The sequence below is a fragment of the Streptomyces montanisoli genome (genome assembly GCF_017813245.1).
Classification (GTDB): Bacteria; Actinomycetota; Actinomycetes; order Streptomycetales; family Streptomycetaceae; genus Streptomyces; species Streptomyces montanisoli.
The window spans coordinates 16,951-35,443 of the sequence record NZ_JAGIQL010000010.1; the positions used below are offsets into that span (position 1 = coordinate 16,951).

At 73.7% G+C, this 18,493-nt stretch carries 18 protein-coding genes and 1 pseudogene; 9 read left to right on the top strand and 10 right to left on the bottom strand.

Annotation, left to right across the window (positions count from 1 at the left end; translation table 11 throughout):
* Positions 1–32 precede the first annotated feature (32 nt).
* A complete protein-coding gene (locus JFN87_RS04570; protein ID WP_209338611.1) occupies positions 33–485 on the top strand; it encodes a DUF5709 domain-containing protein in 453 nt (150 codons plus the stop codon).
* 97 nt (positions 486–582) lie between these two features.
* Here JFN87_RS04570 and JFN87_RS04575 read toward each other — a convergent pair whose 3' ends face one another.
* Complete coding sequence (locus JFN87_RS04575; RefSeq protein WP_245178742.1) at positions 583–1,110, bottom strand: ATP-binding protein; 528 nt, start codon at positions 1,108–1,110, stop codon at positions 583–585.
* A 163-nt stretch (positions 1,111–1,273) separates the two neighbouring features.
* Complete coding sequence (locus JFN87_RS04580) at positions 1,274–1,654, bottom strand: hypothetical protein (protein WP_209338562.1); 381 nt, start codon at positions 1,652–1,654, stop codon at positions 1,274–1,276.
* Positions 1,655–1,765: 111 nt separating this feature from the next.
* On the opposite strand from JFN87_RS04580, the gene JFN87_RS04585 reads away from it, so the two are divergent.
* Entirely contained in the window at positions 1,766–2,146 is a 381-nt protein-coding gene (locus JFN87_RS04585; RefSeq protein ID WP_209338563.1) for a VOC family protein, read from the top strand.
* 27 nt (positions 2,147–2,173) lie between these two features.
* On the opposite strand, the gene JFN87_RS04590 is transcribed toward JFN87_RS04585, so the two are convergent.
* The 3 genes and pseudogenes from JFN87_RS04590 to JFN87_RS04595 form a co-directional block, all read right to left on the bottom strand.
* On the bottom strand, positions 2,174–2,707 hold the full coding sequence (locus tag JFN87_RS04590) for a type 1 glutamine amidotransferase domain-containing protein (protein WP_209338612.1): 534 nt from the start codon (positions 2,705–2,707) through the stop codon (positions 2,174–2,176).
* 234 nt (positions 2,708–2,941) lie between these two features.
* Positions 2,942–3,202: pseudogene (locus JFN87_RS34265) on the bottom strand (SAV_915 family protein); the annotation flags it as partial.
* 107 nt (positions 3,203–3,309) lie between these two features.
* Positions 3,310–6,135 (bottom strand): helix-turn-helix transcriptional regulator, encoded by a 2,826-nt coding sequence (locus tag JFN87_RS04595; RefSeq protein WP_307865301.1) that lies wholly within the window; start codon positions 6,133–6,135, stop codon positions 3,310–3,312.
* 236 nt (positions 6,136–6,371) lie between these two features.
* Between JFN87_RS04595 and JFN87_RS04600 the strand changes: the two genes are divergently transcribed.
* Both JFN87_RS04600 and JFN87_RS04605 read left to right on the top strand, forming a co-directional pair.
* Positions 6,372–7,049, top strand: a complete 678-nt coding sequence (locus JFN87_RS04600; protein ID WP_209338565.1) for a papain-like cysteine protease family protein — start codon at positions 6,372–6,374, stop codon at positions 7,047–7,049.
* Between the two features lie 8 nt (positions 7,050–7,057).
* Positions 7,058–7,921, top strand: coding sequence for a hypothetical protein (locus tag JFN87_RS04605; RefSeq protein ID WP_209338566.1), 864 nt, complete (start codon positions 7,058–7,060; stop codon positions 7,919–7,921).
* A gap of 70 nt (positions 7,922–7,991) precedes the next feature.
* Here JFN87_RS04605 and JFN87_RS04610 read toward each other — a convergent pair whose 3' ends face one another.
* The 3 genes from JFN87_RS04610 to JFN87_RS04620 all read right to left on the bottom strand — a co-directional run bounded on the left by JFN87_RS04610 (position 7,992) and on the right by JFN87_RS04620 (position 10,805).
* Positions 7,992–9,047: an ABC transporter substrate-binding protein gene (locus JFN87_RS04610; protein WP_209338567.1), complete on the bottom strand. Its 1,056-nt coding sequence runs from the start codon at positions 9,045–9,047 to the stop codon at positions 7,992–7,994.
* A 71-nt stretch (positions 9,048–9,118) separates the two neighbouring features.
* Positions 9,119–10,000 (bottom strand): ABC transporter permease, encoded by an 882-nt coding sequence (locus JFN87_RS04615; RefSeq protein WP_209338568.1) that lies wholly within the window; start codon positions 9,998–10,000, stop codon positions 9,119–9,121.
* Positions 9,990–10,805, bottom strand: a complete 816-nt coding sequence (locus tag JFN87_RS04620; protein WP_209338569.1) for an ABC transporter ATP-binding protein — start codon at positions 10,803–10,805, stop codon at positions 9,990–9,992. The genes JFN87_RS04615 and JFN87_RS04620 overlap by 11 nt, the downstream gene beginning before the upstream one ends.
* Positions 10,806–11,034: 229 nt before the next feature.
* Between JFN87_RS04620 and JFN87_RS04625 the strand changes: the two genes are divergently transcribed.
* The 3 genes from JFN87_RS04625 to JFN87_RS04635 all read left to right on the top strand — a co-directional run bounded on the left by JFN87_RS04625 (position 11,035) and on the right by JFN87_RS04635 (position 14,668).
* Entirely contained in the window at positions 11,035–12,660 is a 1,626-nt protein-coding gene (locus tag JFN87_RS04625; protein WP_209338570.1) for an ATP-binding protein, read from the top strand.
* Positions 12,657–13,349 carry a response regulator gene (locus tag JFN87_RS04630; RefSeq protein ID WP_209338571.1) on the top strand — a complete coding sequence of 231 codons (693 nt, stop codon included), beginning with the start codon at positions 12,657–12,659 and terminating at the stop codon, positions 13,347–13,349. Before JFN87_RS04625 ends, JFN87_RS04630 begins: the two co-directional genes overlap by 4 nt.
* A 152-nt stretch (positions 13,350–13,501) precedes the next feature.
* Positions 13,502–14,668 (top strand): alpha-hydroxy-acid oxidizing protein, encoded by a 1,167-nt coding sequence (locus JFN87_RS04635; RefSeq protein WP_209338572.1) that lies wholly within the window; start codon positions 13,502–13,504, stop codon positions 14,666–14,668.
* A 194-nt stretch (positions 14,669–14,862) separates the two neighbouring features.
* Here JFN87_RS04635 and JFN87_RS04640 read toward each other — a convergent pair whose 3' ends face one another.
* Both JFN87_RS04640 and JFN87_RS04645 read right to left on the bottom strand, forming a co-directional pair.
* Positions 14,863–15,651: a DUF4232 domain-containing protein gene (locus JFN87_RS04640; protein WP_209338573.1), complete on the bottom strand. Its 789-nt coding sequence runs from the start codon at positions 15,649–15,651 to the stop codon at positions 14,863–14,865.
* A gap of 171 nt (positions 15,652–15,822) precedes the next feature.
* The gene (locus tag JFN87_RS04645; RefSeq protein WP_209338574.1) at positions 15,823–17,238 is read right to left on the bottom strand and encodes a serine/threonine-protein kinase; all 1,416 of its coding nucleotides are present in this window, start codon (positions 17,236–17,238) and stop codon (positions 15,823–15,825) included.
* 43 nt (positions 17,239–17,281) lie between these two features.
* On the opposite strand from JFN87_RS04645, the gene JFN87_RS04650 reads away from it, so the two are divergent.
* Complete coding sequence (locus JFN87_RS04650) at positions 17,282–17,836, top strand: RNA polymerase sigma factor (protein WP_209338575.1); 555 nt, start codon at positions 17,282–17,284, stop codon at positions 17,834–17,836.
* 132 nt (positions 17,837–17,968) lie between these two features.
* On the top strand, positions 17,969–18,484 hold the full coding sequence (gene msrA / locus JFN87_RS04655; protein ID WP_209338576.1) for a peptide-methionine (S)-S-oxide reductase MsrA: 516 nt from the start codon (positions 17,969–17,971) through the stop codon (positions 18,482–18,484).
* Positions 18,485–18,493: the final 9 nt, after the last annotated feature.

Below are 18,493 nucleotides of genomic sequence, written 5' to 3' on the forward strand. Positions count from 1 at the left end.
TGATCCACGTGACCGGAGAGAACACCGATCCCATGGCCGACGACGTCTACCAGCCCGACGCGGACGCCGAGGTGCGGGAGGACGAGGGCATCCTCGACCCGGAGGACAGCCTCAGCGACCGCGCGGCCGACCCGTACGACGAGGGCTGGTCCCCGCCGGAGCGCCCGCTGGGCGTCGAGGGCGAGGGCACCACGGCCGAGGAGCAGAACGAGGGCGAGACCCTGGACGAGCGGCTGGCCGAGGAGATCCCCGACCCGCCCGTCCCGGCGGGCGACGGCATCGGTGACCTGCCGCAGGGCGACGGTGAGGTCCGCGACGACGAGGTCGGGGACATGCGGTCGGGGCGGCTGGTGGCGCCCGACGAGGGCGCGCACGCGGACGCGGAGAAGGACATGGTCGCGGAGGACGTGGGCATCGACGGCGCGGCCGCGTCGGCCGAGGAGGCCGCGGTGCACACCGTCGACGAGGACGAGTACACGCCCTGAGGGGCGCCGATCACGGGCAGCCGACTGCCCCGCGTCCCGTGTGGCGGGTGCGGGGCAGTCGTCGTGCGGTGCGGGCGCCGTGCGGGGCGCCGGCGGCTCAGGCGGGTGCGGGAACCCGCAACCGTGATGCCGCGTCCGCCGTGGCCGTGTCGGCGACGGCCACGGGGACCGGGCCGGCAGGATCCGGGTGGCGCAGCGCGGCGTCGACGAGCGTGAGGGGGACGAACGGCACGCGCGGCACGGACAGCGGGGCCTCGACGCTGCGCGTGAACCAGACGACTTTGCCGCCGGTCGTGGCGCAGGTGCCCCAGCTGTCGCTGAGCGCGGCGATACGGGCGAGTCCACCGCCCGCGATCAGCATGCGCGGCATGCGCGGCCCGTCGTCCTCGACGGAAGCCGTCAGGCGCCGCCCGGACCAGCGGATCTCGAGCAGGCAGCGGCTCTCGTCGCCGACGTGGCGGTGGACGTTGGTCAGCAGTTCGTCGATACCCCTGCAGACGGCCCGCACGTGCAGGTCGAGTTTCCAGTGCCGGAGGTGGGCGCCGACAATGCGCCGGATCTGCGGTACGCGCTCCTCGGAGGCGTGCAATTCCAGCTCGTAGTGACGGTCGAGTGGAACTGTCATGATTCAGGCTCCTCACAGAGAGGCCCACATGCTTCACATCGCGTGAACGACCCCCGAGCACGAAGCGTGAGCAACAGCCACTTCTGGGTCACCCAAAGCCTCACCCGACTGGGCCGAACGCGCAACACGATCATCCGCGCACCGTGCGTGAGCAGGGATCACGTCACCTGCTCGCGAGCCGCAGCTGCACTTCCTGCTCCTGGTCGCCCGACGAGGTGCCCACGACGTTCACCGCGAACGCCGACGACAGCGTCACGCGCAGCCCGTCGACGGCCTGGTAGCCGCCCTGCAGCACCGCCGTGACGGGCGCGCCGAGCGCCACGGGGCCGGGCTGCTCGCGTACGTCGGTGGTGTCGAAGGCCGCCGTCCACACCGTCGTCCCGCCTCCACCGTCCGGTTCCCGCGGCACGTCGTCGGGGGAACGGTCGGACGCGTAGGCGGTGTGCAGGACACCGAAGACGGCGTGGGCGTCCGCCGGCGCGGAGCCGCTCAGCTCCACCACCACCGTCGCCGCCGCGTGCGCGGACTGCTCCGCACTGGTCATGGCTGTCTCCTCATCGTCTGGTGCACGGGGTGCCTCCCCGGCTGCGGGGCGGGTACCCGTGGCCCCCGGCGGCAACCGTGTGCGGGGCGGCCGTGCGGGTACAAGCGCCGCATGACCGTCGTGAAGACCACCGTGCTCGTACTGGACGCCGCGGAGCCCGCGGAACTGGCCGACTTCTACGCCGCTCTCCTCGACGCCGAGACGCGGCAGGGCGACGATCCCGACTTCCTGGAGATCGTCGGTGACGCGGGTGTGCGCCTGGCGATACGCCGGGACCGCGGCTACGCGCCGCCGAGCTGGCCGAGGCCGGAGACCTCGCAACAGGCCCATCTGCGCATCCTGGTGGAGCGCGGCGAGATGGACGCGGCGGAGCGCGAGCTGATCGAGCTGGGCGCGCGGCCTCTGGACACGAAGGACAACGGGGGCCCGCGGGACACCCGTATCTACTCGGACCCCGCGGGCCATTCCTTCACGCTGGCCGTCCGCATGTGATGCGCGGCCCGGCGGCGTGAGGGCCCCTCAGCCGCCGAACTGCGTGATGAAGGCCTCGCAGAACGCCTTGAGGTCGTCCGGTTTGCGGCTCGTGATCAGCGGGCTCGGGGCGCTCGTGCAGACCTTGACCTGCTCGTCCACCCAGGTGCCGCCCGCGTTGCGGATGTCCGTCCGCAGGCTGGGCCAGGAGGTGAGCGTCCTGCCGCGCACCTGGTCGGCCTCGATCAGCGTCCACGGCGCGTGGCAGATCGCCGCGACCGGCTTGCCCGCGTCGAAGAAGGCGCTGACGAACGCGACGGCATCCTTGTCGGTGCGCAGCTGGTCCGGGTTGGCGACGCCGCCGGGCAGTACGAGCCCGTCGTAGTCGCCGACGGACGCCTCGCCGACCGTGCGGTCCACGGGGAAGGTGTCCGCCTTGTCCAGGTGGTCGAACGCCTGGATCCGGCCGGACGCGGTCGAGATCAGGTGGCGCTCACCGCCCGCGTCACCGACGGCCTTCCACGGTTCGGTCAGCTCTACCTGTTCCACGCCTTCGGGAGCCACGAGAAAAGCGACTCGCATGTGATTCACGTCCTTTCCGCTCGCACGGGGTGTGGTCGTGCAGCCCCGACCCTCCCGTGTGCCCAGCGGCGCTCCGCTCACACGGGAGCGGCGGATCGCACGGGAGCGGCGGACCGGCTCACAGCGAGCGGCGGGGCCCGACCAGCTGGATTCTCCCGGCTGCGCGGCACTCGCGCGCGCCGAGCGGCGCGGGCACGGGGACGTCGGCGGGCGCGGGGCCACGAGCTGCGGGTCGACGGTCAGGGTGGTGACGCCCAGCGGCACGGTGAGCGCCCGCAGAGCGGGCTCGGCGAGCCTGAGGTAGGGCTGGCCCGCGCCGAGTGTGGCGGCGAGCAGCCGCACGGAGGTGAACGCGACCGCGGTGCGTGCGCCGAGCGGCGTGCGGAAGAGGCGCACGCGGTGGCCTTCGCCCTCCGGCCTGACCGGGACGAACACGGTCCCGGCCGGGACGCGGGCGCGCGGCCCCGCGTCGCGTGCGCTGGGGAGCTCCGGCATGGTGTCACTCCTGAGGACGGACGGCGGCGGCCCGCGGGCGCGGGCGGAAGGCGCTACGACAACGATAGGCCCCCCGCGCGGCACTCGATGCCACCCCCGCCCGCCGCTCAGGTCCGCCGGGCGCCCGGACGCGTTGCGGAGTCGTGGAGCAGCACGCCCAGTTCGGTGCGGGAGCGCACGCCGGCCTTGCGGTAGACGCGGGTGAGGTGCGCCTCCACGGTCTTGACCGCGAGGAACAGGCTCGTGGCGATCTCCCGGTTGGTCGCACCCGCCGCGGCCATGGTGGCCACCTGGTGCTCCGTGCCGCTGAGCGCGTGCACCAGCGAGCCGTCCGTGCCCGCTCCGTCGTCGCCGGGTTCCAGCCGGGCGAGCTCGGCCGTCGCCTGATCCAGCCAGGTACGCGCCCCGCACTCCCGGAACACCGCGGCGGCTCGCTGCCATGCGGCACCCGCCGCGCCCGGCCGGCGGCGGCGCCACTCGACGCCGCCCAGGGCGAGCAGATCGCGGCCGTGCTCCAGGCGCAGGCCGTGCCCCTGGTGGCAGTCGGCGGCCCGGTGCAGCGCGGCGACCGCCTGACTGATGCCGTCCCTGTCCGTGCAGGCGGCCGCGCGAAGCGCCTGGGCGCGGCGCAGGGAGGCGGCGACCCCGGCGCGGTCGAGGCGTTCTGCCGTGCCGAGCGCGGCGGCCGTGAGGGCCTCGGCCCTGGTGTGCTCGCCGGCGGCGACCAGCGCCTCGGCCAGGTCGACGGCCCACGGGACCGCAAGCGGGTCGACGATGCCGCGCCGTTCGGCGATGCCGCGTGCACGCTCCAGGCTCGCCACGGCGGCCGCCGTGTCCCGCGAGCGGAGCTGGACGTGGCCCAGGGTGCACAGGGCGAGCGGCAGGAAGATCTGGTCGTGCCGCGACAGGGAGGTCTGCACCCCTTCGCGCGCCAGCGCGGCCGCCCGTGCCAGGTCGCCGCCGGCCGCCTCGGCGAGTGCGACGCTGTGCAGCACCGGGCCGTGGCACACGCCGATCTCCCGGCTGAGCCGGGTGACCTCGTCCGCCGATGCCAGGGCCCGCGCTCCGCGTCCTGCCCGCACGTCCACGTCGATCGACGCGCAGAGCAGGAAGATCACGTCCTCCACCGTCCCGCTGTCCCTGGCCCGCCGGAGAAGGGACGCGAGCTCCGCCGCGGCCTCCTCGTGCCGGTCGGCGAACAGGTCGAGCCTGGCCTTGATGGCGCGCGGGCCGTTGTGCCCGCCGGCCGGCCCGCTGTCCTGCGGCCTCGACAGCGCCCGCGCCAGCGGCTGCCCGGCGTCGGCCCGGCCGAGTACGGCCGCGGTGAACGCCTGCAGCGACAGCGCCATCAACTCGGTCGTACGGTCGCGTGCCCGGCCCGCGAGCTCCGCCGCGCGCGCCGCTTCCAGGCGGGCCAGCGCGGTCCTGCCGTCGGTGATGTGGGCGCGCAGCGCGCGTGCGTAGTGGAGTTGCGCGTGCAGCCCCAGGTCGTCGCCGACGCTCACGAGCATCTCGGCGAAGACCTCCGACGTGTCGCCCAGGGCCTGGTTGGAGGCGTGGATCACGAGGACGCACGCCTGGACGCGCTGGGTGGGTGTCGCGCAGCCGGAGATCACACGGTGCGCCAGCTCCCGGGTCAGTTCGTAGTCGGCCGCGTCGTAGGCCAGTTGCGCACCGGTCAGGGCGCGCTCGGCGACCAGTGCCCCACGGTCGGCGGGGGTGCGTTCGAGAGCCAGCCTGCCAAGACGCGCGGCCGTTTCGGTCGCGCCGCGGCGGCGCGCCTGCTCCGCGCCGGCCGCGAGCGCCGCCGCGAGCGGCTCGTGCGGCCCTGTGGCGGCCAGCGCCAGATGGCGGATGCGCTCCACCGGGTCGTTGGCCGCCCGGGCCAGCAGGGTGTGGGCCTCGCGGCGGTCGGCGGCGGGGCAGTCCATGAGGGCGGCCGCGAGCATCGGGTGGGTCAGGCTCAGCGAGTCGCCCGTGACGGAGAGCAGTCCAGCCCGGCAGGCCGAGGCGACGGCGCCGTCGATGTCCGTCTCGTCCAGGCCGCCGTGTCCCCGCCCGTCGGGGCACCCGGCGCCGGCGGCCAGGCGCGGGCGCCGTGGCGTGGGCCGGGAGGCGAGGGCGATCAGCAGCAGCACCCGCCGCACGGCCGGGTCGAGGCCGTCGAGCGGCCCGGCCACGAGGGCGCGCAGCCGTCCGGTAAGCGGCAGCGGTTCGTCCCTGGCCGGGGGCTCGGGAAGCGTCGCCACCGCGCGGGTCAGTTCCAGGGCGAACAGCGGGTTGCCCGCGCTGGTCTCGTACACCTTGCGCAGCAGCCAGTGCGGCAGTTCCGAGTGGCCCGGCAGCGCCGACACCTCGGGGAACGAGAGGGGCGGCAGGACGACTTCGCGTGCGGCCGGCGGGCAGAGGGCGGGGCCGGCGGACGGTGCGGCGCCCGGGGTGGTCGTCTCGGTCACGAGTGTCCGCACGCGCGCCGTGTCGAGTCGCCGGGCGGCGAACGCCAGGAGCTGGGCGCTCGCCGGGTCCACGTGGTGCGCCGCGTCGATGACCAGCAGCACGGGGCGGTCGCGGCCGAGCGCGGCCAGCAGGGACAGCAAGGCGAGGCGGAGGGCCACGGGTTCCGGGCCGCCCGGCGGTGCCGGTTCCCGGCGCAGCGCCTGGCGCAGGGCCGAGCGCTGGGGTCCTGGCAGGGCGTGCAGCCGGTCGTCGGTGACCGTGCGGAAGAGGTCGGCGAGTGCGGAATGCTCCAGCTCCAGCTCGGCTTCCCCGGGTTCGGCGGACAGCACCGTATCGCCGCGGTCGCCGCGCCGGGCGGCCAGCGCGCGGGCGACGAAGGTCTTGCCGATGCCGGCGGGGCCGTGCAGCAGGACGCCGCCGTGTTCCACGAGTGCGGCGTCGAGCCGCTCCAGCGTCTCGCGGCGCTCTCCCCGCACGGCGTTGAGCATGCGCGACCCCCGGCCCCGGCGGGGGCGGTCCCTGCCGGGCGTGGTGCATCGTGGCCCGCTCCTCACCGGCAGTCAAGGGGTGCGGCGCGGCGGGGCGGCCGCCGCGCCCCGGTCAGCGGGTAACCCCTTGTTCTCCGCCGTGAGGGGTCCGGTGCGGGGTGCGGCGCTCCTATGGTCCTGGCGTCTCGCTCACCTCCCACCTCCACCCCCACAAAGGAGTGACGATGGCTCTGCGTAAACGCGGCAACCCGCCCGGCCCGGCCGCCGCGGCCCCGGTCTCCGCGCCGCCGGTCTCCGCGGCCCCCGTCTCCGCCCGCCGCGGCGGGAAGCTGCTGCTCGCGGCCGCCGCGGCCGTCGGGCTGGTCATACCGTGCGCCGCGTCCGCCACGGCGGCCGGGCACGGCTCGTCCTACGCCGCGCCCGCCGGTCAGCTGAACTTCACCGAACAGGTCCAGACGCAGGACGAGTGGTGCTGGGACGCCACGGCCCTGTCCATCGCCCAGTTCCTCGGCTACGGCGGCAACGTCAACCAGAACACGTTCTGCGACTACGCCCGCGGACTGCCGGCCGGCTACCCGTGCCCCGATCGGCCCGGCCAGCTCAGCGACGCCCAGCGGGGCTGGCAGGGCACCGGCATGCGCGATGTCGGGCAGGTCACGGGCCCGGTGTCGTTCAGCACCGTCGCGCGCTCGATCGACGCGGGCTCCCCCGTCGAGGTCGGCATCTACTGGACCTCGGGCGGCGGGCACGCCAACGTGTTGTACGGGTACGACGCGAACAGCCAGACGCTGATGTACGCGGACCCGTGGCCGAGCAACCCGCGCTACGGCGAGATGAACTACAACTCCTATGTCAGTAACTACCAGTTCCGGTGGGGCCAGTCCCTCTACGGGGAGAGCTGAGGCGCGCGATGAACCGCAACGAAACCCGCACCCGCGTGCGCACCCGCTCGCTGCTCGCCGCCTCGTTCACGACGGCGGCCCTGGCCCTGTGCTCGTCCACCGCCTTCGCTGCCGGTCCCGCCGCCGTCCAGGGGCCGTCGAAGGCCGACCTGGCACGTGCCGCGCAGGCAGCCTCCACCGGGCAGTCGGTCAGCGGCCTGTCCGCGTTCTTCTCCCACCTCGACGCGCGTGCCGCCGGGCACACCGGCCTGGTGGCGCACGCGGAGAAGGCACCGGCGGCGGCCGCGGAACACCCCCGTGTCGACGGGTCGGCCCAGGCCGTCTACGTGCTCAACCCGGCCTTCGTGAAGGGGGATTCGGCGTCCGCTCCGGTGGCGCGGTTCGCCTTCGCGGCCGTCGGGGCGACCTCGGCCGAGGGCAGGACCGCGAGCGTCTGGCTGGGCAAGGACCAGCACACCGGGCGCTGGTCGGTGATCAACAGGATCTCCGGCTCCGACGAGGTCTCCTACCCGCGGCAGGGCAGGGGTGACCTGGTGTTCTCCGAACCGCAGACCGACGCGTGGTACCGCGTGCACGGGGGCAGGGTCCTGCCGCTGAACGGCTCGGCACGCCAGGAGGTGGGTGCGCGGGGCGTCTCGCAGGCCGCGTACCAGAAGCTCGTGCACGGCCGCTACGCCGACAAGATGGCGGGCTCCGCCTACCAGAAGGCGGGCGAGCTGGGCGGCTTCCCGACGGGGACGCGGGCCGCCGCCTCCGGTCACCGCACCGCGAGCGGCACGCCGGCCGAACTCGCCGCCGGTGGGGGCCTCGCGGCTGCCCTCGCCTGCGGCGGCGTGTGGCTGCTGCGCCGCAGGCGCGGCGCGGCGGCCTGACACGCGCACGTCCGCCCGGGTTCGGCCGGCGCCCAAGGGCGCCGGCCGAACCCGGGCGGGTTCTTGCCGCCTACTTCACGAACTCGTCGGTGTACGTCTTCTTCAGGTCGACGTCGTAGTTCTGCAGGTTCGGGTCGAAGGTGGACAGGACGCGCTTGACGGTGGCGGGACCGTCGGACGGCATGACGCCGTCCTTGGTGAACATCGGCAGCGTGTTCTTGATGGCCTGCGCGTACAGGGCGGAACCGCCGCCCTGCTGGTAGTCGGAGGGCATCTTCGCGGCGATCTGCTCGGGGGTGTGCGTCGCCATCCAGTGCAGTGTCTTGACGAACGCCTTGGACAGCTTGCGCACGGTGTCCTTGTGCGCGTCGACCCAGGAGGTCTGCATGTAGAGGCTGGAGGACGGGTAGAGGCCGCCGAGCGCGGCACGCGAGCCGTCCGGGGTGCGCATGTCGACGAGGACGGAACCCGCCTTCTTGGCCAGCATGGTGGAGACCGTCGGCTCGGTGGTCATCCCGCCCTGGATGGAGCCCTGCTGGAGGGCGGAGATGAAGGTCTGCCCGGCGCCCACCGCCACGGGGGTGAACTGGCTCGTCTTCACGCCGTTGTGGACCGCGAGGTACTTGGTGAGGAAGTCGGTGGACGACCCGAGGCCCGTCACGCCCAGCTTCTTGCCCTTGAAGTCCTTGGGCCCCTTGAGGGACGCGGTGGCCTTCGTCGAGACGACCTCCACCTCGCCGGGCGCCTGGGCGAACTGGACGACGGACTCGACCTGCTTGCCCTTCGCCTGGAGGTCGAGGGTGTGGTCGTAGAAGCCGACCGTGCCCTGGACGTCGCCGGAGACGAGGGCCGTCTCGGCCTGGACGCCCGCCGACTCCGTCAGCAACTGGACGTTGACACCCTCGTCCTTGAAGTAGCCGAGCTGCTGGGTGAGCATCGCGGGCAGGTAGATGACCTTGTCGAGGCCGCCGACCATGATCTTGACCTTGCCGTCCTTCGAGCCGCCGGCACCGCCCGAGGAGCCGTGCGAGTTGCCGCAGGCGGTGAGGGCGGAGAGGGCGAGCACACCGGTGAGGGCGACGGCGGCCTTCGCCACGCGGTGGGTGGGGCGGAGGGAACTGCGCATGGAAGTCACGTCCTTGTGAAATGGGGCGCGGAAAACGGGGACGGGCAGAGAAGATGCGGCCGGGCGAGGGGTCAACGCCCGTCGCCGGATTCGGTGGGCTTCCACCGGAACAGGCGCCGTTCGAGGAAGGTCAGTACCCCTTCAGCCAGCAGGGCGACGACCGCGAGGATCACCATGGCCGCGTACACGCCGGCGGCGTTGAAACTGCCCTGTGACGCCGAGACCAGCAGGCCGAGGCCCTTGGTGGCGCCGATGTACTCGCCGACGATCGCGCCGATCAGCGCGAAGCCGAAGCTGACGTGCAGGCTGGTGAAGATCCACGACGTCGCGGACGGGATGACGACCTGGTAGGTGATCTGGCGGTTGCTCGCGCCGAGGATCCTCGCCCCGTCGACGAGCCGCCGGTCCACCTCGCGCGCCCCCTGGAACGCGTTGAAGAAGACGGGGAAGAACACCAGGACGACCGCGGAGGCCACCTTGGACGCGGGGCCGAGACCGAACCAGATCAGGAAGATCGGCGCGAGCACGATGCGCGGCAGCGCGTTCAGCACCTTGATGTACGGGCCGAGCACGTCGGCGAGGAAGCGGACCCGGCCGAGCGCGATACCGAGGATCACACCGGCGAACACACCGAGGACCCACCCGAGCAGCGCCTCGTACAGCGTGGCCCATACCTGGACCCACAGGGGCCCCTGGGCGGTACCGTTCGATGCCCAGGTCCAGATCTGGTGCCAGATCCTGGACGGCATGGAGAAGTTGAAGGGATCGATGATCCCGGCGCGTGAGAACCACTCCCACAGGCCGAGCACCCCGACGAGCACCAGCACCCTGGCGCCCTGTACCAGGTAGTTGCGGCGGCGCGCGGCGCGCTGCCTGCTGAGCGTGCGCTCCTGGCCGGCCGCGGCCGGGGCCTTGTCGAGGACGGCTCCCGCCCCCGCCGTGTCAGGCCGCATGTCCCGCTCCCCTCTCCCTCGTGATGCGGACCTCTTCGCCGAGCGACGACCAGATCTCCCGGTAGATGTCGGTGAACTCCGTCTGGAGCCGCACCTGTTCGACCTTGCGGGGCCGCGGCAGGTCGATCTCGAAGACCTCCTTGACGGTGGCGGGCCCCGCCGTCATGACGACGACCTTGTCGGCGAGTGCGATGGACTCCTCCAGGTCGTGGGTGACGAACACGACGGACGCGCCGGTGCCCGACCACAGGTCGAGGAGCTCGTCCGACATCAGCGCCCTGGTCTGCACATCGAGCGCGGAGAACGGCTCGTCCATCAAAAGGATCTTCGGGTCGTTGACGAAGGTCGCGGCGAGCGAGACGCGCTTGCGCTGCCCGCCGGAGAGCTGGTGCGGGTAGCGGTCCTCGAAGGCTTCGAGGCCTACCCTGGTGAGCCACTGCCTGGCGCGCTCCCTCGCCTCCTGCTTGGGGACGCCGCGAAAGCGCGGCCCGGCCATCACGTTCGACAGGACCGTGCGCCACGGGAAGACGGCGTCCTGCTGGAAGACGAACCCGACGTCGTCCGCGATGCCGCTGACCGGCTCCCCGCCCACCAGGACGTCGCCCTCCGTGGGTTCCTCGAGGCCGCTGACGAGGGTCAGCGTGGTCGACTTCCCGCACCCCGTCGGGCCGACGACGGCGACGAACTCGCCTCGTTCGACGGTCAGGTCCAGGTCTCGTACGGCGGTGTGCGGTGCCCCGGAGGGCGTCCTGAACACCTTGCTCGCCCCCCGCAGCTCGATGGCGGGGCTCGTCCGACTGTTCATGACCGGTGAAGCTAGGCGCGCCGGGGGCGGCCCGGGAGTCTTGTTCCCACAACCGGCGTTCTGCGCGCAACGCGGCGTTCTGCTCGTTCTGCTCACCGCCCGCGGGGGAAAAACACCGCCGGGGCTGGGCAGCACGCCCGTCCACGGTCTACGGTGCGGCGACGCGGGTGGCGGGAGGGCCGCCGCGGCGGCGACAGCGCCGATGAGCAGCAAGAACGGAGGGGATCGCATGCGGATCCGCTGGCCCCGCCGTGTCTTCGCGCAGGTGCTCCTCGTGCAGGTGGCCACCACCGCGGGGGTGCTGATGCTGGTGACGGGCCTGTTCATGGCGCCGCTCAGCTCGCAGCTCGACCACGAGTCCATGCGGCAGGCGCTGGCCATCGCGCAGACCACGGCGGAGGAGCCCGGGCTCCCGCGCGAGCTGGCGTCCACGAAGCCGAGCCCGTCCGGGCCCATCCAGGCGGAGGCCGACCGGATCAGGCAGTCCACCGGCGCGCTGTACATCGTCGTGATGAACCGGCGCGGGGTGCGCTGGTCGCACACCGACACCGCGCGCATCGGCGAGCACGTGTCGACGGACCCGAGCCGCGCGCTGTCGGGCAAGGACGTGATGGACATCGATCGCGGCACGCTCGGCCTGTCGGCCCGGGGCAAGGTGCCCGTGCGGGACTCGGCGGGGCACGTCGTCGGCGCGGTGTCCGTCGGCATCGCGTACGACAGCGTGCGGGCGCGGCTGATGTCCACCATGCGCGGCCTGCTGCTGTACGCGGGGGCGGCGCTCGCCGCCGGTTCGCTCGTCGCGTACGGGATGTCCCGCCGACTCCAGCGGCGCACGCACGGTCTGGCGTTCGCGGACATCTCCGCGCTCCTCGACGAGCGCGAGGCCATGCTGCACGGCATACGGGAGGGGGTCGTGGCGCTGGACGGCTGCGGCCGCGTCCGGCTCGTCAACGACGAGGCGCAGCGCCTGCTGGGCCTCGGCCCAGACGCGGCGGGGCAGTCCCTCGACGCGGTGCTGCCACCGGGGCGCACGACGGACGTGCTGACGGGCCGGGTCGCCGGCGCCGACCTGCTGACGGTGAGCGGCGGCCGGGTGCTGGTCGCCAACCGGATGCCGACGGACGACGGCGGCGCGGTGGCGACCCTGCGCGACCGCACCGAGCTCGAGCTGCTGGGACGCGAGCTGGACAGCACGCACGGTCTGCTCGACGCCCTGCGTGCGCAGGACCACGAGCACGCGAACCGGCTGCACACGCTGCTCGGGCTGCTTGAGCTCGGTCTTTACGAGGAGGCGGCGCAGTTCGTCGCCGAGGTGTCGCAGGAGCACCGGGCGTCGGCCGAGCAGGTCGCGGAGCGTGTGCACGATCCGCTGCTCGCGGCGCTCCTGGTCGGCAAGTCGGCGATCGCTGCCGAGCGCGGCGCCGCGCTGCGCATCTCCCCCGCCACACTGCTCCAGGAGCGGGTGGTGGACCCGCGTGACCTGGTGACGGTGCTGGGCAACCTGATCGACAACGCGCTCGACGTGTCGAGGACGGTCGGGGTGGAGCTGCGCGCCGAGGGCAGTACGGCGGTGGTGCGGGTGAGCGACGACGGTCCCGGCGTGCCCCCTGAGCAGCGCGAGCAGATCTTCGCGGAGGGCTGGACCACGAAGCGCTCCCCCGCTCACCGTGGCCGCGGGCTCGGCCTCGCGCTGGTGCGCAGGCTCGCCGAGCGGTACGGCGGCAAGGCCAGGGTGACGGCGCGGGCGGGCGGGGGCGCCGTGTTCACCGTCGTCCTGCCCGAGGCGCTCGCACCGGCGGCGGACAGCGAGCGGCACGAGGCCGGCGGCGGGATACGGCAGGGGGCCGCGCGGTGATCGAGGTACTGGTCGTGGACGACGACTTCAGAGTGGCGGAGATCAACGCCGCCTATGTGGGACGGGTGCCGGGCTTCCGGGTCGCCGCCCGCGCGCACACGGCCGCGCAGGCACTGGCCACCCTGGAGCAGCACCGCATCGACCTTGTCCTGCTCGACCACTACCTGCCCGACGAGCCGGGCCTGGCTCTGATCCGCCGGATGCGCCAGGCGGGCCACCACGCCGACGTGATCATGGTGACGGCGGCGCGCGACGTGGCGACGGTGCGTTCCGCGATGCGGCACGGCGCCCTGCAGTACCTGGTCAAGCCGTTCAGCTTCGCCGGGCTGCGCGCGAAGCTGGAGGGCTATGCGGCGCTGCGCCGTACGGTCAACGCGGTGGGCGGGCGCGGGGAGGCCGGCCAGGAGCAGGTGGACCGCATCTTCGGCGCGCTTCGCCCCGCGGGGGAGCCGGCGCGGACGCTGCCCAAGGGCCACTCCGCGCCCACCGCCGACCTGGTGCGCCGGGTGCTCGGCGAGGCGTCGGCGCCGCTGTCCGCCCACGAGGTCGCGGAGCGTGCGGGTGTCAGCCGCTCGACGGCTCAGCGCTACCTGAAGGTGCTGGAGCGGGCCGGCCGGGTCGCGCTGACCCTCAAGTACGGCGACACGGGGCGCCCCGAGCACCGCTACAGCTGGGCGGCACGCGGCTGAGCGCGCGGGCCCTGGCCGCGCGCCGGGTCCGTCCGTCCCGCCACCCGGACGACGGCCGCCGGCGCCGGCGCCGGCGCCGGCGGCGCATGCTGGTCCTCCGCGCGGCGCGGGTCACGCGCCGCGGGTGACAGGGGAAGGCGGGCAGAGCGCAGATGGCACAGTCGTACGGCTCCTACCAGGAGGAGATCTACCTGCGGGCGCTCGGCGGGGTGCTGCCGGAGTTCCCGATGGAGCACGGAGAGCTTGAGGAGCGGGCGCGCGCGGCGCTGCCCCCGTCCGTGTGGTCGTACGTGGCGGGAGGCGCGGGCGACGAGCAGACGCAGCGCGCCAACGTGGACGCCTTCGGCCGGTGGGGGCTCATGCCCCGCATGTTCGTCGGGGCGAAGGAGCGTGACCTGCCGGTCGAGCTGTTCGGCATGCGGCTGCCCTCGCCGCTGCTCATGGCGCCGATCGGGGTGATCGGCCTCTGCGCGCAGGACGGGCACGGCGATCTGGCGACCGCACGGGCCGCCGCCCGCACCGGCGTGCCGATGATCGCCTCGACGCTGTCCGCCGACCCGATGGAGGACGTGGCGGCCGCCCTCGGGGACACGCCGGGGTTCTTCCAGCTCTACACGCCGACCGACCGGGACCTCGCGGCGCACTTCGTGCAGCGGGCGAAGCGCGCGGGTTTCCGCGGGATCGTCGTCACCCTGGACACCTGGGTGACGGGGTGGCGCCCGCGCGATCTGTCCACCGGGAACTTCCCGCAGCTGCGCGGGCACTGCCTGGCCAACTACTTCGGCGACCCGGTCTTCCGCGCCGGGCTCGAACGGGCGCCCGAGGAGGATCTCGGCGCCGCGGTCCTGCGCTGGACGCAGGTCTTCGGCGCCCCGCTGACCTGGGACGACCTGCCGTGGCTGCGCTCGCTCACGGACCTGCCGCTGATCGTGAAGGGGCTGTGCCACCCGGAGGACGTGCGGCGCGCGCGGGACGGCGGGGTGGACGGCGTGTACTGCTCCAACCACGGCGGCCGGCAGGCGAACGGCGGCCTGCCCGCGCTCGACGTCCTGCCGGGTGTGGTGGAGGCGGCCGGCGGGCTGCCGGTCCTGTTCGACTCCGGGGTGCGCAGTGGGGCCGACGCCGTGAAGGCGCTCGCGCTCGGCGCGAGCGCCGTCGGGATCGGCAGGCCGTACGCGTACGGCCTGGCGCTCGGCGGCACGGACGGCGCGGTGCACGTCCTGCGCACGCTCCTCGCGGAGGCCGACCTGATCATGGCCGTCGACGGCTACCCGACCCTGGCGGACCTGGTCCCCGAGGCCCTGCGCCGAGTGGGCTGAGCCCTGCGGCGGCGCGGCCCGGGCGCGGCGGGCCCCGGTCCACCGCCCCGGCGGCTCTGAGCTGCCGGCGTCACGGCGGCGCCCCGCCGCGGGCAGCGCGCGAAGGCCGCGAACGCCGGTACGGCCGCGCACGACGGCCCGTCGCGGCAACCGGCCTCAAGCGGCCGTCGCACACACCCGGCAACGGTCCGGGGTCAGCCGGCTGAGCCCGGGCCGTTGCCGGGCTGGAAGGGGCCGACGTGCGCCGCTGCGGCGCTGTTCGGCTTCTTGGTGACGGGGCCGCCCTTCCACGCCACCTTCAGGTACGCCTTCTCGTCGGGCGGGGTGATCTCGACGGCCTTCGGGGTGGCCGTCGCGCCGCCCACCATGCCCGGGTTGGGGAAGCTGAGCGCGGCCCAGGCGCTGTGCCCGGGGGCGAGGTGGACGACCGTCTTCGTGCCGCCCCCGCGCTGCGGGTCGGCCGCGACGGAGTTGCCCGATCCGTCGACGAACGCGAACCCCGGGTAGCCGTAGACCGTGCAGGCGCTGCCCGACGTGTTGGTCAGCACCAGCGCGTAGTTCTCCTGGCCCGCGCCCGGGTCGTTCGAACCCACCGACGCCTTGAGCTCCGAGGTGTGGCAGCGGGTGCTGCCCGCGCTGGTGGTGTCACCGCCGCTCGACTTGCCGCCCGACGTCTTCGTCTTCTTCGGCGACGGAGCCTTGGAGGTGTCCTGGCCGCCGGTGGACGCGGAGCCGCTGCCCGGTGTGTCCCGCGGCGACGCGCTCGCGTCGGCGCCGGCGGAGTTCGCCGGGCTCGCGCCGTCCGTCGCCGGGCCCGCCGTGCCGCTGACGTTCTGCGGGGTCGCCGGGGAGCCGCCGCCGCAGCCCGCGAGCGCGATGCCCGAGGCCGCCACCAGCGCCAGCGTGCTCGCCGCGAGGCGGATCCGTGAGGCACGTCCGCCTCGTACCGCCGCCGCGCGCCCGTGGATCCGGTTCTTCGCCATGCCGTGCCACCCCGTCTCATCCGTGTCTCGGTCTGTCCCTGCACCAGGTTCGATGGCGGGTCCGGCGGAAAAGTTCACGGCGATTTCCACGGGCCCGCGGCCGCCCCCTGCCGGCCGCCCCCTGCCGGCCGCTTTCTGCCGGGTGCCCCGGCGGAGGGCTCCGTACCCGTGTCAGGCCGTGACGTGGAGGCTGCGCAGGATGCGGTCAGTCGTGGCGGTGCCGCCGGTGCCGGAACCGTATCGGACCTGCACGTACGCCTCGGGCGCCTGCCCGCCCGCAGGCGCGAGCGCGACCTCGTCCAGCGAGTTGCCTGACGCCCCGCAGGCGCGCCAGGTGCGCACGGTGCCGTGCCAGGAGCCGTCGGAGAACGCGCGGCTGCCCGCGTACGTGCATGTGGCGTGGTGCGCGGCGGCCGCCTTCGCCGCGAGGTCCTTCGCCGCCCCCGCGTAGGCGCCGACGAAGACACCGCTGACGCCGCTGCCCAGGTCGCGCCAGTCGCGCACGTTCCCGGCCACCGTGAGCCCCGGCTCGTGGCCCCCCTTCAGACCGAGGTCGGCGGGCGACCAGCCGGAGTCGACGACCTGGCGCGCCCACGCCCGCGGCACCTCGACGCTGACCTGCCCGGTCCTGTCGGCGACGCGCTCGGTACGCGGTTCGCCGTCCTGACGCAGCAGGGCGGCGGCGGCCGAACCGCCGCCGAGCGCCACGACGAGGGCGGCCACGCTGATCACGACCGTGCGGCGGCGCACCCTGATGGCGGGGCGCCGGCGGACGCGGCCCCCGGCGGCCTGGGTGGCCAGCCGGTCGAGTTCGTCGGCGAAGGCCGCGGCGGTCGGCCAGCGGCGTTCGCGGTCCGGCTCCATGGCGCGCTGAACGGCACGCTGCACCGCCTTCGGCACGCCGGGGCGCACCTTGGCCGGCGGCAGGACCTTGCCGGGCGGGCCCGGTACGACGCCCGTGACCAGGTGGTAGAGCACCGCGCCGAGGCTGTAGACGTCGGCGCGGGCGTCGATGCCGTCGAACGGCTCGGCCTGCTCGGGCGCCATGTACCCGGCGGAGCCCGCCACGACCGTGAGACCGGACGCCTGGGCGAGGTTCTTGGCGAGGCCGAGGTCGGCGAGCAGGACACGCTCCTGTCCCTCGCCTCCCTCGCCGCCGCCCGCGAGCAGCACGTTGGACGGCTTGATGTCGCGGTGCACGATGCCCGCCTCGTGCAGGTCGCCGGCGCCCCGCGCGGCGCCGGCGACGAGGGAGAGCGACTCGGCGAGGCCGGGGACGCCGGCGGTCAGCCGGTCCTCCAGCGTGCCCCGATCCGCGTACTCCATGACGAAATAGGGGCGTTCGTCGGGCAGTTCCCCGACGTCGAACACCTTCACCACCCCGGAGGACATGCCTTTGCGCAGCAGGCGCGCCTCGGCGAGGAAGCGCTCGCGCACGTCCATCCGGTACGCCCAGTTGTCGGCCATCACCTTGACGGCTACGGGGGCGTCGAGGCGGTCGTCGTGGGCCAGCCACACCACACCGAAGGCGCCGGTGCCAAGGCGTCGTTCGATGCGATAACGGCCGATCAGCTCTGGTGGGGACATGTGGTTATCATGCCCGGGTGATGCAGCGACCCGTGCAAGCGCCATGACAGACACCCGTGATACCGAGGCCCTCGCGGCCCGTGCCGCCGCCGGCGACGAGGAGGCACTCGACCGCCTGCTGCGGGAGATCCGCCCCGAGATCGTCAGGCGCTGCGGCCGGTTCCTGCCGTTTCGTGAGGACGCGGAGGAGGCCGCGCAGGACGTGCTGCTCCAGGTGTCGAGGAACATCACGCGCTTCGAGGGCCGCAGCAGGTTCAGCACCTGGCTCTATACGATCGTTACGAACTGCGCGCGGCAGAAGTACCGCGAGCTGAAGCGCCGGGCCGCCGAGCGACCCCTCCTCGACACCGAGGCGGCCGGTCCCGATCCCCGCACGACGAGCGTGATCGCGGGGTCGCGGCTCGACCTGCTTGACGCCCTGGAGAACCTGGAGCGCGACAGCCCGCACCTGGTGGCGCCGCTCGTCTACCGCGACATCTGCGAGATGGAGTACGCGGAGATCGCGGAGCGCACGGGGATACCGGTCGGCACGGTGAAGTCCCGGCTGCACCACGCGCGCAAGCAGATCAGGCCCTGGCTGCTCGGCGAGCGCCGCTAGCGGTCGGCGCAGGCCACGCCGGTCACGCGCCCATAGGTGCGGCCCTATGCCCGCGGGCATATCCAGCCTCCCGGTACGGTTGGCAAGAGGTGCACGGAGAGATCCGGGAACCGACAAGGGAGACGAGCAGAGATGACGCGACCGACCGAGCGCGCAGTCCTCGCGGGAGGCTGCTTCTGGGGCATGCAGGACCTGATCCGGCGCCTGCCCGGGGTGGTCTCGACCCGCGTCGGCTATTCGGGCGGCGACACCCCGAACGCGACGTACCGCAACCACGGCACCCACGCCGAGGCCATCGAGATCACCTTCGATCCGGAGGGGACCTCCTACCGCGACCTGCTGGAGTTCTTCTTCCAGATCCACGATCCGAGCACCCGCGACCGCCAGGGCAACGACATCGGCAAGAGCTACCGCTCGGCGATCTTCTACGCGGGTGAGGAGCAGCGGCGCATCGCCGAGGACACCATCGCGGACGTCGACGCGTCCGGCCTGTGGCCGGGCAGGGTCGTCACCGAGGTGGAGCCCGTCGGCGACTTCTGGGAGGCGGAGCCCGAGCACCAGGACTACCTGGAGCGCTACCCCGACGGGTACACGTGCCACTTCCCCCGCCCGAACTGGAAGCTCCCGCGCCGCCAGACCGCGGCCTGACGCCCGCGG

Excerpts from the sequence above, each read along its gene's own strand:
- JFN87_RS04570 (WP_209338611.1), top strand. The coding sequence starts at position 33 with ATGGCCGACGACGTCTACCAGCCCGACGCGGACGCCGAGGTGCGGGAG.
- JFN87_RS04575 (WP_245178742.1), bottom strand. The coding sequence starts at position 1,110 with ATGACAGTTCCACTCGACCGTCACTACGAGCTGGAATTGCACGCCTCC.
- JFN87_RS04580 (WP_209338562.1), bottom strand. The coding sequence starts at position 1,654 with ATGACCAGTGCGGAGCAGTCCGCGCACGCGGCGGCGACGGTGGTGGTG.
- JFN87_RS04585 (WP_209338563.1), top strand. The coding sequence starts at position 1,766 with ATGACCGTCGTGAAGACCACCGTGCTCGTACTGGACGCCGCGGAGCCC.
- JFN87_RS04590 (WP_209338612.1), bottom strand. The coding sequence starts at position 2,707 with ATGCGAGTCGCTTTTCTCGTGGCTCCCGAAGGCGTGGAACAGGTAGAG.
- JFN87_RS04600 (WP_209338565.1), top strand. The coding sequence starts at position 6,372 with ATGGCTCTGCGTAAACGCGGCAACCCGCCCGGCCCGGCCGCCGCGGCC.
- JFN87_RS04605 (WP_209338566.1), top strand. The coding sequence starts at position 7,058 with ATGAACCGCAACGAAACCCGCACCCGCGTGCGCACCCGCTCGCTGCTC.
- JFN87_RS04610 (WP_209338567.1), bottom strand. The coding sequence starts at position 9,047 with ATGCGCAGTTCCCTCCGCCCCACCCACCGCGTGGCGAAGGCCGCCGTC.
- JFN87_RS04615 (WP_209338568.1), bottom strand. The coding sequence starts at position 10,000 with ATGCGGCCTGACACGGCGGGGGCGGGAGCCGTCCTCGACAAGGCCCCG.
- JFN87_RS04620 (WP_209338569.1), bottom strand. The coding sequence starts at position 10,805 with ATGAACAGTCGGACGAGCCCCGCCATCGAGCTGCGGGGGGCGAGCAAG.
- JFN87_RS04625 (WP_209338570.1), top strand. The coding sequence starts at position 11,035 with ATGCGGATCCGCTGGCCCCGCCGTGTCTTCGCGCAGGTGCTCCTCGTG.
- JFN87_RS04635 (WP_209338572.1), top strand. The coding sequence starts at position 13,502 with ATGGCACAGTCGTACGGCTCCTACCAGGAGGAGATCTACCTGCGGGCG.
- JFN87_RS04640 (WP_209338573.1), bottom strand. The coding sequence starts at position 15,651 with ATGGCGAAGAACCGGATCCACGGGCGCGCGGCGGCGGTACGAGGCGGA.
- JFN87_RS04645 (WP_209338574.1), bottom strand. The coding sequence starts at position 17,238 with ATGTCCCCACCAGAGCTGATCGGCCGTTATCGCATCGAACGACGCCTT.
- JFN87_RS04650 (WP_209338575.1), top strand. The coding sequence starts at position 17,282 with ATGACAGACACCCGTGATACCGAGGCCCTCGCGGCCCGTGCCGCCGCC.
- msrA (WP_209338576.1), top strand. The coding sequence starts at position 17,969 with ATGACGCGACCGACCGAGCGCGCAGTCCTCGCGGGAGGCTGCTTCTGG.